The sequence below is a fragment of the Vibrio sp. 2433-A1 genome (assembly GCF_056726085.1).
Genome location: NZ_JBRESC010000004.1, coordinates 205,255 through 219,324, shown reverse-complemented (window position 1 = coordinate 219,324; position 14,070 = coordinate 205,255). Strand labels below are relative to the sequence as shown.

The window sequence follows — 14,070 nt, the reverse complement described above, 5'->3', positions numbered from 1 at the left end:
GTGTGAATTTTACAAAATGCCAGTGTCAAAAAGCTTAATTCGACAGTCCCATTTTTTAGGGACAAAGATAAGAAACCTTAGGAAGCGCAATCACTTAACTATGGAAGACCTTTCTGCACGCTGCATTAGAGTCAACCCAGAGTACGCCCCGTCGGTTTCTTACCTATCCATGATTGAACGAGGAAAACGGGTTCCAAGCATCGATATGCTGGAAGTCATCGCCGAAGTCTTTCAAAAAGATCCCGCTTGGTTTCTCGATGATGAACCCGAGCAGGCAGATATCACGCCGGACAAAGGTAATCGTGGGGGGATCAGTGGCATGGCACTTGAGCCAAGTTTCCTGTTCTCAAATGACATTCTGCAAATTGCCATTCCGGAAATGCTCTCTCAAACAGGGATTACAGGTAGACAATTCGCTCATCTTCTAATTCGTGCTCATCAAGAAAGTAACCAAAACCACTTTCCTGATCTGGAACGCGCCGCCGAAGAAGTCGGACTAAAACGCCTCAACCTATCGGCTGAAGATTTAATGGACATCGCTCGGAGTCTCGGTTTAACGATTCGTTGGATATCTCGCCCACCGAAGGACGTTGTCGACGAGCTTGGCGTCAGCGCGAAGCAAGTCGTGACTTCATTCTTTGAGCCTCCTGGCAGTATTTACCTGAATGAAATCCTCAAGCAGTACCCGACTCGATTAAAATACGACCTTGCAGTGTACATTGGCCACTGTGTCCTGCACAGCAAAGAGGGCTTAAAGAGCGTCCTTTCTGTGGGTCATGCCAATAGCTGGGAAGAGCAAGGACAAGCATCACCAAGTTCAGAGCTTAACTCGCAAGATATTTTGCAAGCATGGCGAGACTTTGAATCGAGCTTCTTTGCCGGCGCATTACTGTGTCCTAAAGTTCCTTTCAGGCAATTACTAGATAGAAGTGGTTATGAAATCGATGTACACCTCAAAGCTGGAGTTTCCCCTTCGGTCGCGATGCGTCGAATGACTGTTGTCTCCCCTTACCCACACTGGCACTACTTTGATGCTTACGGACAAAACAAACTTAAAGCGGTGTACCGAGGCAATGGCATCCCGCTTCCGTGGGGAAATATGCGCAAGGTTAACGATCCATGCCAACACTGGGCCGTATTTCGTCGTTTGTCTGAGCCTCAGCAAGGAAGCTCAGCGCAAATTTCCATTCTTAATGTTGGCGATGAACCAAGAATCTATTGTTGTGAATCCGTCAATATGACCGATCCTGCAGGTAATAATCGAGTTTTATGTGCAGGTATTGATTTGAATCCTGCCATTGATGCCCAGGGAGGTAATTCACTAGAGCTAGCAGGAGAGCTGAAAGCACTCTGTGTTAGAAATGGAGGAAGCGCTGCAATTCCTCGTCATATTCAGAAAGAGTTCACTACAATCGCAAAGATCCTCAATATTAACTGGATTGAACGTGGAATTCAGACAGACGCGAGGGTTATCTGCTCAAGAGGTGCGGTATGCCCAAGAAAGCCAAGTTGTTACAATGGCTGTGAAGACGAAGAAAGTCCGATTATTCTCAGCTAGCTACATTCAAGATGCCAAAAAGAAAAAAAGCCAATCACAAAATAGGTGATTGGCTATATATAAGTGTGAACAAATTAGGTTCACTAACAACGTCAGTTGGCTAGGTGACCCTCGGCTTAAGAAGGGTCACCCTAACTAAAGCAGGATACGTGCCAACTTTTAAAATTCATTAATAGCGTTATTTTGGGTGGTTTTTTAATCCATTTCATAAAAACAATACGCATAACAAATTTTTATATTGCGAATTTAAGCAATTTACAAAACCCACTAGTTGCAAAATGCAATTATATACTCTCACCAATTTCGATGTTATAGCCGAGATCGATCGTTTCTAGCCAATCTGTTGCACCTTTTAAGCGTTGGATAAGTTGCTCAGCCGCAACTCGACCAATCTCTTCTCGTGGAGTAACTACGGTTGCCAACTTAGGAATCATAGTTTGGCTGATATCATGTCCATGAAAGCCAGCAATAGCCATCTGTTCAGGAACTTGAATTCCCCTACGTTGGCATTCGAATACTGCCCCTATCGCTAAGTCATCATTGGTACAAACAATTCCATTCACATCTGGATGTTGTTCACAATCACGCAGGTGCATATTAAGCTTTACTGTTTGCGGAACACCCAGATTGGACCAATAAGCAAAAACTGAAGATCTTCAAAGAATGAGGGCTTTTTCCCTTCTATTTTGTGGCCTATAAACTGAAACAACCACAAGACAACGAAAAGTGTTAGAGAGAAAAGGAAGATGGATATCTGCAGCAGTTCAATCGACCAAACCAAAGCGATACAAGCTAGGGTAAACCCCAACATCATTAGGAAAACACTCAGTGAGAGTCTGAAGTAAAACACCATAACAGGAAATGCAGCAACCCAAACCCAGTTTAAGGATAAGCCAGATAATTCAATCGAGGGAATAGACCAAATTAACCCAACAACGGATAAGAAGATACCTGGCACTGCCACCTTATGGATTTTCTGGTTGATTGGATTTTGATGACTTTCCCCATATTCACAAAGCCACTGAGTTAGATCTTTCATACGCACGCACTTTTACAACCATCACTATTATTTCTATAGCACGGGTTAGATTGTCTTGCCGTTTGAGTGCGTTAATTTGTGTAGTCTTTTAAACTTTGACGGCGTTTCTCTTCATACATGCGAATATCCGCAATCCTAAGGAGTTCACCAACGTCTTTGAGTTCAGGTTTGTATAACGCGTAGCCAACACTAACCTGAATATTGATAAGGCTCTGTTCAAAAATAACCGGGGTGTGACAAACCGCTTTTTGCAATTCAATGTTTATGATATCGACATCTTCCACACAACCGATTCTAGGTAGCAAGATCAAAAATTCATCTCCGCCAATGCGAGCAACTAAGTCGGATGCCCTGAGTACGCTCTTAAGTCGTTCAGCGGTTGCGATTAAGACTTTGTCGCCTGCTGCATGCCCATAGGTGTCGTTAATACGTTTGAACTTATCGAGATCAATATTAAGAATCGCAAACCTATCTTTATTAGGATTTTTTACCGCCGCATCAAAATGCTCACTCAAGGTATACATAAAATAACGTCTATTAGGTAAGCGAGTGAGGTCATCATGCAGGGAACGCTTCGTTGCCTGCGAATATAAACGGAAAGTGCTCGCAAACGCTAAAATTAGAATCGCAATCATTGGATAGCCTAACAGTCTAACCACGTGCACCCGGTACCACTTACTGTTGGACAAAAGATCTCCTTTCGTTGACGCTGCAATCGCCCAACTACCGTAAGGAAAGTGAACCACCTCGATAGCAAACGCACTATCGAAGGTACGCTGCAAACCATAGAACACTTCTCCATTACTCCCAGTACTATTCACTCCTCGCATCGCTAGCACATACTTGTATTCAAATGATGAAATGCCCACATCTAAAAACAGTGAATCCAGAGAAATAACAACGCTACACACTCCCCAATATCTTGTGTTGTAAGGTGGATCAGTAAAAATAGGTACTCGAGCAATTAAGCCCCTTCCTCCTTGAACAAGATTAACAGGGCCAGAGATGAAAATTTCTTGTACTTCTTGCGCTTTTTTAACGCTACGCCATTGGTTTGGAATGGTGCGGTAATCCAGCCCAACCGCCTTTTCATTCCCTTCAAAAGGATAGATAAATTGAATGACATCATCGGGAGCAAGCCCTATGACTTGAACATGTTTGCTTTTGCGTAAAATACTGGAAGCGATCAAATCCCAATCTGAGAACTCAAACTCAGGGTTAGCAGCGACCAAGGTGGTAAGGCTATTAGACACGTAAATATCAGAAACAATCGCAGCCTCAAGCTCTGAGCGAACAATAGAAAGTTCTTCTTTTGCTCGCGCCAATAAGCTATCTCTCAGAAAGGACTTCTGACTTCGGTCTAGAAACTCAATGAGCCCTATCGATAAAATTACGATAGTCAAAAACAGAGCACTAACATAATAATGCCTGTCCCGATGATAAGTCATCTATCCCCCAGAAACGGTTGCGCTATCAATACTAATTCAAACCATTATTTGGTCTATTACGCAAAAATGACGACGATTGTTATTTTTATCAGTTATATAAAACGTACATTAATTTGTCGCACTTTTCACCGACAATAGTTAAAATTATTGATAAGACAAAGCAATATTGTTACTTTTATTTATAGTGCACCGTTCAAGTTAAAGCGTAGACAATGCCCTTATTCTCAATGACTACCACTTCGTTTCGTCGAACAATGTTAACAAAAACGATGGTCTACGTTGGGATCATATTAGGCATTCTCGCCAGTTTCCAAATATCTTTTTTGTTCGAGCTCCATACTGAACGAGTTCATATTATCTCCTTCACCGCTAGCTTCATCGCGGCAGTTCTTCTTCGAGAACGAGCTCAAGCAATTCCAGCCGCTTCTTTAGGCTTGCTGCTGCACTATTTATTTGTTTCTCACAGAGAACCCGCCGTCGCTATTGCATTTTCACTGTTACTTCCTGGGCTACTCTATCTCTTTACTCGATTGTTTTTAGAACTAAACAAGAGAGTGACTAGCAACGACTTTACAATTAAGGCGATTTGTTATTTGTGCGTCATGGGCGTGCTCTATCCAATTGCCATGACCATCGCCATAATCATCATCACTAATTCGTTCAATTATCATTATATGGACGATATTCATTATTACGGGTACGCGATATTAAGTAGCGCTCTGACACAGTTGCTACTCACACCGATGTTTCTCGTCCTAATAGGTTATGCTGACAAAACGCAACGTTCGTTTCTTATTAAATTAGACAACGAAATGCGTGACCGTGGCGAGTACCAAAAACTCTATAAGCCTTGGATTGCCATCAGTTCACTGATTTTATTGGCAGCGTTTATGGCCGATGATCTATTAACACTCAATGCGCTGTGCATCTTATTGGTACCAGTAATTGGTCTGGGGCTTGGTACTTTTGGTTACTTACAGCCCGCCTTACTCACCCTCTCTCTGTGCCTAATTAGTACCTACAGTTCAGTAAATGCTTTTGACCAGCAACAGATTACAACTGAGACTTTCTTTAGCATTATTGCCATCCTATTTACCATCACTAGTGTCATCTTTTTAATGATCGCTCAGGCCATCAAAAACCACCTGACATTAAAAAAGGTCATCTTAAGTGAACGAAGAGACCCCTATACCAAGCTATTTTCAATGGCTCAACTGCGTGACGATGTTCAGAACACTGGCCAGCCAAGCTTGATCTTGATCGACCTATCAGAAATCACACGTCGTTTAAAAACCTTAGGATTAGCCGGCAAAGGCGAGTTGGTGCAGCAACTATCAGCACACTTATCTCAACACAGTCCTCTATGCCAAAACGCCTATACCGCCCCCTTTACGACTAGCTTGATTTATCTGTCCAGCCATAACCAAGCAAATAGTCGAGCGCTCCATCAATTGCATCAACTGGTGGTCAACTTTGCGTTCAATTGGAAAGAGCGATCAATTAAGATTTTGAACCCTAAGATTGTCCATGGAAATATTCCACAAGGGCAAGAAGTAGGCGTCGCCGTGTCCGACCTCTGCTCCCACGCTGAAAGTAGTCAACCTTTCTTATCGGTTATTGAGATCAACCTTTCCGATGCAAGATCGAGTGACATATCAAAGTTAAGCCAAATCCAAGCAGCCTTCGACAACGATGCATTTGACCTTTACTGCCAGCCATATAGAAGCTTACAAGCACCTGCCGATGCGACGTCATTTGAAGTTTTGATTCGTCTTCCAAGTGCAACGGGCGAGGTGCTTCCCCCTGTTGAGTTCTTCCCGCTTATCCATGAATTCGGTTTAGAAGTCGAGCTTGATAAATGGGTAATCCATAACACTTTTAAAACCCTCAGTGATCACGTTACTGATTGGAATTGTATTGAAAACTGCTGCATCAACTTGACTGCACAGGCGCTTACCCATGCAGGCTTGAATGAACAAATAGTCGAGAAGGCTAAGTTCTTCAATGTTCCTCTTAGCAAAATCTGTTTCGAAATAACAGAGAGTAAACCACTCGATGATGAGCTACAGGCCTCTATCAATATCGCATCTCTTCAAGCACACGGTTGTAAAATTGCGCTCGATGATTTCGGTACGGGTTATGCATCGTTTGACTACTTACGTAGAATCCCCGTTGATGTATTGAAAATCGATGGCTCTTTCGTCGCGAATATTGATACCGACGAAACCGACAGAGCAATTGTCAGCAATATCAGCCATATCGCGCAAAGCATGGGGCTTAAAACTGTCGCAGAGTTCGTTGAAACCGAAACCCATTTGGACATATTAACATCGCTCAATATTCACTTTGGACAGGGCTATGCTATTGCTAAGCCCAGACCACTGGCACAAGAACTATCCAACCTTTGCCGTTAACCTAAAACTGTCAGTTATTGGTAACTCCTAACTCAAAGCTCACAATAAAATAGGAAATTTCTGATAGTGTGAATGGATAACTTGGGAATTTGCCATATGAGGATGACATCATGCGTGGAAAGTTTGCCGCACTATGCTTAGGCTTGGCGATCAGCCAAACAACCTTTGCATCAACTCCACCTGAAAGTTATACGGCTTCCGCTGATATAATTCGCCACACATACGAAACTCAGCTCTATACTCTGCCTGCATTTAAAGAGGGCCACTATGCTCTAAGAATGTATAGACAGACGCTCGACCCTAAGTATTCAGCAGCTGTTTGGAGTGATATGGCACGTGTAGCCAGCAGACTCAATAAGTTCGCAGCAGAGGTACATACCCCAGAGCAAATTCGACTCTATACAGAACAGCGAATTTCTAGCTACAGCGATGACACCGACGAGCGCAGTGTCAGACGCTATAACGTCACAAAACATATGCCAGAATACCTTTATCTAGGCATTGACCTTCTCGGTTCTATGGCCAGAGCCAACGAATATGGCCTAAAACATAAAGAAGATGTAAAGCTGCGTCAGGTCATCCGCCGATATGATTTTGAGAAGTATGCGACCGACCCTGAAATGATTCGAGCTTGGGCTGCGCAACTTGCTAATCAGGTATTTTGGTTACGCCAACTCAACGAACAAGATGTAGTGACTCCATTTATTGATGCCTTCCGTAAAGCTTATCCTGATAGTGAAGACAAACTGCTATCAAAGCAGCAATACGGCAATAAACTTTATGGCCTAACACACATTATTTTTGCTGATTCTGAATACTACCAGCATCGTGTCGATGAGAAAGAGTACCAATGGATCTACGACTATTTCCGCAGCAATATTGACACCATCCTAACCAGGGCTAAAGAAGATGTAATCGCTGAAGTTGGGATTAGCTTCTTACTGGCAGGGCTCGAAAATGACCCCGTTGTAGAAAAGACTCGCCAAGCGATTCAAAAGTCGATCGACAAAGATAAAGGGATGATCCCTTCTGTAACAGGTGACTTTAATATTGCCTTTGGAGAGCACCGCAATGTGTTAGCAATAATGCTGCTTGATTGGCAGAGCGTAAATAAAGCGCCGACAATTAAAGCTAACCCAAAAGTCTTCTCCAATATCCCTTATGGGCTCATCGCTCAATAAGCTATTCGACAGTAACGCCCCACTTACTTGTGGGGCTTACTATTTTTAAGCTGCTTTGGCATTATACCGACGACGGTAAATCGGAAACAGAACAACAAACATGTTGGCGGCTAGAATTAATAATAACCCCACCGACTGAGTGACAGCGTAACTTACATCAAAATATATCTGCTGCCATAACGCGGTAAATAGCACATTGGTAAAGACTAACGGTGCAAGTTGAGTACCCGAGTACGCTAAACGATATGCTTTAGCCCGAAATACTTGGGTGTTGATAATCAGTACTGATACAGCAACTAACAGAGCCACCAGCCCTTCCCACCGCAAAACACTCATATCAATAAGACTATCTAAGCTAACATAGCTGTAACCAACAAACGGCAATAGCACCAAGCCTGCAAATAGGAATGTCCAGTAGTTAATCTCTAGTGCAGATAGGCTCGATTTACTGATTCGATATAAGCTAAGTTGCGAACCCGCATTCAATAAACCTGACGCCAATCCAACGAGTAATTCGGGGCGAACCGATATATCCGATACATCTCCAGCAAGCAAGGTCACCCCACAGAACGTAACCACCAGCGAGCCAACTGATAGCCATTGTAGCGGTGTTTTATATATAAGCCTTTCTAACACAGGAATGAACAATGGACCTGTACCAAACAGGACTATGCTTTCCACTAAGCTTAAGTGTAAAAGCGAGTAAATAAAGCAAAGCTGACAACCGGCAATACATATTGCTCTCATCCAGATAGTGCGAGCAAGTTTGCCCCTTGGCATCACCATCGATTGTCGCGTAATCAGTAAAATGATCGCTGCAGGTGTTACAAACCTTAAAAATCCAAGTGTTGCAAGATCAACATATTGACTCAAAAATTTGGAAAGCAGCCCGGTTAATGACAGACTGAAGGTTGACGCTAACATAAATAAAAACGGGTACAACTGAATTGGCATACATCCCCCCTTACACCGACTAGTTTAGAAACAAGGGGGATAAATAAAAACTGAGTTAATTTGACAATATTAGTAAGAAAAACTTACAGATGAAAAAACTAACGTCTGCACCACTTAAATCCTTATATGCTTTTGTCGCTGTTGCAGAGACGCAAAGCATGACGAATGCGGCAAATCAACTGCACGTCAGCCATTCAGCGGTGAGTCAATCAATCAAATCGTTGGAATCTTACCTTGGACACACTCTGTTCAACCGGACTGGTAGAAATATTACCCTCAACGCACTTGGGCGAAGTTATTACAAACGAGTAGCACCACCGCTAGAACAAATCACTCGCGCAACACAGCAAATCGTCGAAAACAACCTCTCGCATCGACTCACATTGAACATGGTTAATTCCCTAGCAATGCACTGGTGGATCCCAAGAGTTCATAAACTTAACCAATACGCGCCTAATTTGGATATTCGTATCTCGAACCTTATTGGGCAGTTTGTCATGGAAAATGAAGGCGTCGATATTGCCGTTATTCATGGTCACACCGATGATTGGCAAGACTACTATTGTGAGAAACTAGCTGATGATGAACTCGTCATGGTCGCTAGCCCTGAGTTAACCAACGGGCAAACGGACCCGATCGCACTGCTGGAGAGCCACCCTGCAATCATAGTGACCAATGACCGCCGTAAACATGACTGGGCTATTTGGTGTGACAAGTACCAGCATGCTACGCCCGATCCGGTCAATAACCTTAAATTTGTCGCTTCTATTCAGGCGGTACAAGCGGCAATTCGTCATCTGGGTGTGTTTGTTACCCACCGTATATTTGTCAGGGAAGAGGTGAAACAAGGCTACCTAATCGAAGTGGGAGAACCTGTTCTCAACCCCAAGCAAAAATTCTATTTTGCTTGTCAGCCCAATAAACTCAAAAACGAAAACGTACTACTGATTCGCAACTGGATACGCCGTGAATTTACGCTCAGCACTGATAGTCGATAGATCATTTAGCTATAAGCACGACATATAAAATGAGACTATTATATAAGTGCCAAAACCTTGTAAGTGTCAAAACTTCACCGCTTAACCTATTATTAAGCCGTGTTACAACAAATTATGTATGAGTCAAGATTCCGTTGTTTTCTCAAACCACTCAATTATATTACACTAGGCGCATATTAATTATTCTTATCGAAAGAAACACAATAATTCGGTTTTCGTTCAAACATTTATATTTCTCCTAGACTTAGCTTGAGGGGCTATACGCAAGGGATTCCTTTAATATGCAAAAGCTTGCAGGAAGACAAATAGAAGAGATGGCAGATATTCGAGCAACACGAAAATCGAATATCGTTTTGCTATGCTCGTTGATTTCAATTGTCATTCTAACGAGTTACGGGATCGTTCATTATCTAAGCAATGACTACTTTCTTTGTGCCATCAACTTCTTTTCGTCTTTATTACTGCTACTGAACACCCTCTACCTTTATAAGCATCAAGTCTTCAATCATTGTGGCCAAGTTCTTAGCTGCGTTCTTCTCTTCCATGGTGTTGTCCTGTTGCTCTACGGTGAGCACATAAACGACCGACTATTGTGGCTTTACCCTATTATTGCAGTACTAATCTTTGTAAACGACTTCAAGGTTGGCGCTTTAATGAGTGTCGGCTTTTGCATTCTCACTTTGATCGCCATTCAATTCCCTCAAGCTGTACACTTCTCTGAGAGTAGCTCCAAAAGCCGCTTCTTATTTAGCCTGTTCTCGCTCTGCCTGCTATGTAACATATCGGCGTACTACTACTCCAAAGTGATGAACTACATCCATTCGCTGTATTTAGAAGGTATCGAAGATCTTGCCTACCTTGATCAGCTCACAGGACTTGCTAATCGTTGGAGTTTCGAAAATTGGGCGGCAGGCAAACTGGTAGAGCATGAAAATAGTACGACGATCACTGCCATGGTATTTATTGATATTGATAATTTTAAATCAATCAATGACACCTATGGACACGATGTAGGTGATAGGGTTTTGCAACATTTTGCTAAACGCTTAAGAAATAATGTCCGCAACAAAGATCGGAAAACCGATAAACACGACTACTCCATTGCACGCTTCGCTGGTGATGAGTTCGTCTTGCTGCTTTACGATGTGAAAAAAATAGACGATTTAGAAAGTATATTAAACCGCATCAGCCACCTCTTTACTGAAAGTTATCAATCATCTGAGCGGATAAATGCGTTAACCGTTAGCGTCGGGGTTTCGCTTTATCCGGATGATGCTCGTACGCTCTCAGAGCTCACACGGTGCGCTGACAAAGCAATGTATGCTGCGAAGCATAGTGGTAAAAACCAATACCGCTTCTACAGCGACAATAAAATACCTTGTGCCCTTTCTGAGCAGGAAAAAAAACTCTCGAATGTAACTTCGATTAAATAGATTAACGAGTCATATACATTAACCAAAGCGAGAAGACCATAACAACAAGCATCCATACTGCGTAGCGAACAGTATTAGGCTTGTCTCTTTTAGGCGTGACAATAGGTCTCCAAGCGGCATCTTTCAGCGCAGCTCTTCTTGCTGCACGCTCTGTCTGAGGAGTCACTCCTCGTTCAACTCTCTCATCACGACGTTGCTGTGCTTTCTGCGCAACCCGACCAAAGCGGTGTAGCTGATCTGCCGTTAACTCCTGACTAGGATCGTAACGAGAGCTAGAGTCGGTGTGTTTTGGAACAACTGCCATAAGCATCTCCTCAGTGATAGTCATACTCTAAGTATAGTCAACACTTTCAACTATAAATCTGATTCTAACGACATCATTATTCGGCTTTCTCGAAAATGCGAATAACTTTTCTGTCACTCAATATCAAAGCAACCCTTATGCCAAGCGACCCAAAATATATCTAAGCAAATGATTTTAAATAACTATTTATCTTTTTTGATTCTTAATCAACCGCTCTGTTGTCAAATGGATTGTCAATTTGAAGATACAAAAAAGCCAGCAACATTCGTCACTGGCTATCAAATATCGTGCTTTAATCGATTATGGCTGTTGCTTCGTTGGTGCTAGAGCAACTTCACGAATACACACATTCTGTGGTTGGCTGTAGGCAAACTCTACCGCGCGAGCAATATCATCAGCCGCAAGGACACCACCCATGTCTTCTTTCCATGAATCGTAGCCATCTTTGATGTCTTGTGATGTGGTATGAGAAAGAAGTTCTGTTTCAACGGCACCTGGGGCGATAGTTGTTACACGAACATTTGATGCCGCCACTTCTTCACGTACGTTTTCAGAGATAGCGTGTACTGCGAATTTAGTACCACAATATGCTGCATGATTTGGGAAGGTTTTCTTACCCGCAATTGAGCTAATGTTGATAATCGTACCGCTGTTACGCTCCATCATTGGCGTAAGTACCGCCTGCATACCGTTTAGAAGACCAAGAACGTTGACGTCAAACATACGTTTCCACTCTGAAGCGTCTTGAGTATCAATTTGACCTAATAGCATAACACCGGCATTGTTCACTAGACCATCAACAGGACCGAACTCTGCTTCCGCTTTCGCAATAGCCGCTTCAAAGGTCGCTTTGTCAGTCACGTCTACTTTTTCACACATAGTGTTTGGTAGGCATAGCGCTTCAAGACGATCAACACGACGAGCTAATAGAAGTAGAGGATGACCTTCATTGCTCAAACGACGAGCAATAGCTTCACCAATACCTGAACTAGCACCTGTGATTACGATTAGTTTTTTCATCTAAATATTACCTCTGTTGAAATTCGTTAGCAGTCTGTGTTGCTGCGATGGAGGTATATTAGAAGAACTTTCGCTGTTGATATATATCAATTAGGTTGAAACACTGTTGCCACACTGCAACAATCAGTCCAATTAACGCAAGAACAAATGGCCTATGATCTTTTGTAGCCAAGCTCGGTATTGAAGCAGCAAACCACTACGCGGAATCCAAGTTGGGGTAGACAATACCGTCTTCGCTTTTGAAAACGTTCTAAACCCTTCCTCTCCATGGTAATGACCCATACCGGATTCTCCGATACCACCAAAAGGGGCATCGTCTGCGGCAACATGAAGCAGCGTATCGTTAAATGCCACCCCGCCACTGTGGGTTTGCTCTATCACTTGCTGCTGTAACAATTTGTCATCGGACATCAAGTAAAGGGCTAATGGTCTTGGCTTTGAATTAATAAACGTGAGTGCCTCGTTCAAATGTCGGTAGCCAATGACCGGAAGGATTGGGCCAAAAATCTCTTCTTTCATCACTAACATTTGCTCCGTAACGCCAGTTATGAGTTGAGGCAGCATCTGACCTTGTTCATGGTCCACATAATCAATGGTATGAATCGTTGCGCCGTGATCCTTAGCGTCTTTAAGGTAAGAGAGCAGACGCTTGTGCTGCGCATCATTGACGATATGTGTCGCCTCTTTCAATTCTCCATCTTCGACATAGAGTTGATAAAAGCGCTCCAAATAACACTCGATAAATTGCAGCTCTTTACCTTGTGGAAGCAGTACATAATCAGGTGCAACACAAATTTGACCCGCATTGATGGACTTGCCTAGCATAATCGCATCCACCGCTCGTTTGATATCGGCATCATCAGCAATGAGTACTGGAGATTTTCCTCCTAACTCTAGAGTAACCGGGGTCAAGTTATTAGCTGCCGCTTTGGCCACCAGCTTACCGACCTTGGTAGAACCAGTAAAAATGAGATGATGAAAAGGTAGCGATGAGAAGTACTGAGCAATATCCGCTTGTCCTTCGACGATATAAACATCTTGCTCCAGTACCGAACAAATTTGGCTCAGCACAGCGTTTGTGGCTGGCGTATGTTCGCTTAACTTGACCATTACGCGATTACCTGCCGCAAGGGCTGTGACAATCGGGGCGATACTCAGAACGATAGGAAAGTTCCAAGGCGCAATCACCCCAACAACACCTAACGGCTGATACTCAACCCTCACTTTTGAAGGCATTAACAGCAACCCCGCATGGCGCTTACTGGGTTTCATCCATTTTTTAAGGTGCTTAACGGTGTAGTTAATGTGACTAACGGCTGGCAGTACATCACAGATGAGACTGTCAAATTCACTACGATGGCCATAGTCTGTATTCAACGCTTCGACGAGTTGAGTTTGGTGGTTAAGTAAGCTCGACTTTAGCTGTTTGAGCTTATCCAGCCTTTGCTCAAGCGTTGACGAGGGGTGAGAGTGGTAGTGAGTGTTGATCTCGGTAAACAAGTTCTGAAGATCTTGTTCACTCTTAACGTGTTCCTTGTGCCATTTGTTAATGTCTACAACTTTTTCCATCTTAGTAGCCAACCATTAATTATTCTCCGTTAATATTAGCTACTATCCTCGCCAAAATCTTCTCCCTGATGACTTTTACGCGACAGAATTAAATCAAGCAGCATATTCGCTGCTTGATTCGTCACTACAGTTGAGGAAATTGAGCTTGGAAC

The 14,070-nt window shown here is 43.0% G+C and carries 12 protein-coding genes; 5 read left to right on the top strand and 7 right to left on the bottom strand.

Annotation, left to right across the window (positions count from 1 at the left end; translation table 11 throughout):
- The first annotated feature begins 16 nt into the window (after positions 1–16).
- On the top strand, positions 17–1,558 hold the full coding sequence (locus ACU01J_RS06260) for a DUF3612 domain-containing protein (RefSeq protein WP_481084885.1): 1,542 nt from the start codon (positions 17–19) through the stop codon (positions 1,556–1,558).
- A gap of 284 nt (positions 1,559–1,842) precedes the next feature.
- Here the strand turns inward: ACU01J_RS06260 and ACU01J_RS06255 are convergent, their stop codons facing one another.
- The 3 genes from ACU01J_RS06255 to ACU01J_RS06245 form a co-directional block, all read right to left on the bottom strand.
- Entirely contained in the window at positions 1,843–2,148 is a 306-nt protein-coding gene (locus ACU01J_RS06255) for a substrate-binding domain-containing protein (protein WP_481084925.1), read from the bottom strand.
- A 14-nt stretch (positions 2,149–2,162) separates the two neighbouring features.
- On the bottom strand, positions 2,163–2,597 hold the full coding sequence (locus tag ACU01J_RS06250; RefSeq protein WP_481084884.1) for an Mpo1 family 2-hydroxy fatty acid dioxygenase: 435 nt from the start codon (positions 2,595–2,597) through the stop codon (positions 2,163–2,165).
- Between the two features lie 71 nt (positions 2,598–2,668).
- Entirely contained in the window at positions 2,669–4,045 is a 1,377-nt protein-coding gene (locus tag ACU01J_RS06245) for a diguanylate cyclase (RefSeq protein ID WP_481084883.1), read from the bottom strand.
- 254 nt (positions 4,046–4,299) lie between these two features.
- On the opposite strand from ACU01J_RS06245, the gene ACU01J_RS06240 reads away from it, so the two are divergent.
- Both ACU01J_RS06240 and ACU01J_RS06235 read left to right on the top strand, forming a co-directional pair.
- Positions 4,300–6,459 (top strand): EAL domain-containing protein, encoded by a 2,160-nt coding sequence (locus ACU01J_RS06240; protein WP_481084882.1) that lies wholly within the window; start codon positions 4,300–4,302, stop codon positions 6,457–6,459.
- A gap of 110 nt (positions 6,460–6,569) precedes the next feature.
- Positions 6,570–7,640 (top strand): DUF3541 domain-containing protein, encoded by a 1,071-nt coding sequence (locus ACU01J_RS06235; protein WP_481084881.1) that lies wholly within the window; start codon positions 6,570–6,572, stop codon positions 7,638–7,640.
- 45 nt (positions 7,641–7,685) lie between these two features.
- Here the strand turns inward: ACU01J_RS06235 and ACU01J_RS06230 are convergent, their stop codons facing one another.
- A complete protein-coding gene (locus tag ACU01J_RS06230; protein ID WP_481084880.1) occupies positions 7,686–8,594 on the bottom strand; it encodes a DMT family transporter in 909 nt (302 codons plus the stop codon).
- A gap of 89 nt (positions 8,595–8,683) precedes the next feature.
- Here ACU01J_RS06230 and ACU01J_RS06225 point away from each other — a divergent pair, with 89 nt between their 5' ends.
- Both ACU01J_RS06225 and ACU01J_RS06220 read left to right on the top strand, forming a co-directional pair.
- Complete coding sequence (locus ACU01J_RS06225) at positions 8,684–9,592, top strand: LysR substrate-binding domain-containing protein (protein ID WP_481084879.1); 909 nt, start codon at positions 8,684–8,686, stop codon at positions 9,590–9,592.
- 281 nt (positions 9,593–9,873) lie between these two features.
- Positions 9,874–11,025 carry a diguanylate cyclase gene (locus ACU01J_RS06220; protein ID WP_481084878.1) on the top strand — a complete coding sequence of 384 codons (1,152 nt, stop codon included), beginning with the start codon at positions 9,874–9,876 and terminating at the stop codon, positions 11,023–11,025.
- A gap of 1 nt (position 11,026) precedes the next feature.
- On the opposite strand, the gene ACU01J_RS06215 is transcribed toward ACU01J_RS06220, so the two are convergent.
- The 3 genes from ACU01J_RS06215 to ACU01J_RS06205 all read right to left on the bottom strand — a co-directional run bounded on the left by ACU01J_RS06215 (position 11,027) and on the right by ACU01J_RS06205 (position 13,918).
- Positions 11,027–11,329, bottom strand: a complete 303-nt coding sequence (locus ACU01J_RS06215) for a hypothetical protein (RefSeq protein WP_481084877.1) — start codon at positions 11,327–11,329, stop codon at positions 11,027–11,029.
- A gap of 300 nt (positions 11,330–11,629) precedes the next feature.
- Complete coding sequence (locus ACU01J_RS06210) at positions 11,630–12,349, bottom strand: SDR family oxidoreductase (protein ID WP_481084876.1); 720 nt, start codon at positions 12,347–12,349, stop codon at positions 11,630–11,632.
- Positions 12,350–12,481: 132 nt separating this feature from the next.
- Entirely contained in the window at positions 12,482–13,918 is a 1,437-nt protein-coding gene (locus tag ACU01J_RS06205; RefSeq protein ID WP_481084875.1) for a coniferyl aldehyde dehydrogenase, read from the bottom strand.
- Between the last annotated feature and the right edge of the window lie 152 nt (positions 13,919–14,070).

Excerpts from the sequence above, each read along its gene's own strand:
- ACU01J_RS06260 (WP_481084885.1), top strand. The coding sequence starts at position 17 with ATGCCAGTGTCAAAAAGCTTAATTCGACAGTCCCATTTTTTAGGGACA.
- ACU01J_RS06250 (WP_481084884.1), bottom strand. The coding sequence starts at position 2,597 with ATGAAAGATCTAACTCAGTGGCTTTGTGAATATGGGGAAAGTCATCAA.
- ACU01J_RS06245 (WP_481084883.1), bottom strand. The coding sequence starts at position 4,045 with ATGACTTATCATCGGGACAGGCATTATTATGTTAGTGCTCTGTTTTTG.
- ACU01J_RS06240 (WP_481084882.1), top strand. The coding sequence starts at position 4,300 with ATGTTAACAAAAACGATGGTCTACGTTGGGATCATATTAGGCATTCTC.
- ACU01J_RS06235 (WP_481084881.1), top strand. The coding sequence starts at position 6,570 with ATGCGTGGAAAGTTTGCCGCACTATGCTTAGGCTTGGCGATCAGCCAA.
- ACU01J_RS06230 (WP_481084880.1), bottom strand. The coding sequence starts at position 8,594 with ATGCCAATTCAGTTGTACCCGTTTTTATTTATGTTAGCGTCAACCTTC.
- ACU01J_RS06225 (WP_481084879.1), top strand. The coding sequence starts at position 8,684 with ATGAAAAAACTAACGTCTGCACCACTTAAATCCTTATATGCTTTTGTC.
- ACU01J_RS06220 (WP_481084878.1), top strand. The coding sequence starts at position 9,874 with ATGCAAAAGCTTGCAGGAAGACAAATAGAAGAGATGGCAGATATTCGA.
- ACU01J_RS06215 (WP_481084877.1), bottom strand. The coding sequence starts at position 11,329 with ATGGCAGTTGTTCCAAAACACACCGACTCTAGCTCTCGTTACGATCCT.
- ACU01J_RS06210 (WP_481084876.1), bottom strand. The coding sequence starts at position 12,349 with ATGAAAAAACTAATCGTAATCACAGGTGCTAGTTCAGGTATTGGTGAA.
- ACU01J_RS06205 (WP_481084875.1), bottom strand. The coding sequence starts at position 13,918 with ATGGAAAAAGTTGTAGACATTAACAAATGGCACAAGGAACACGTTAAG.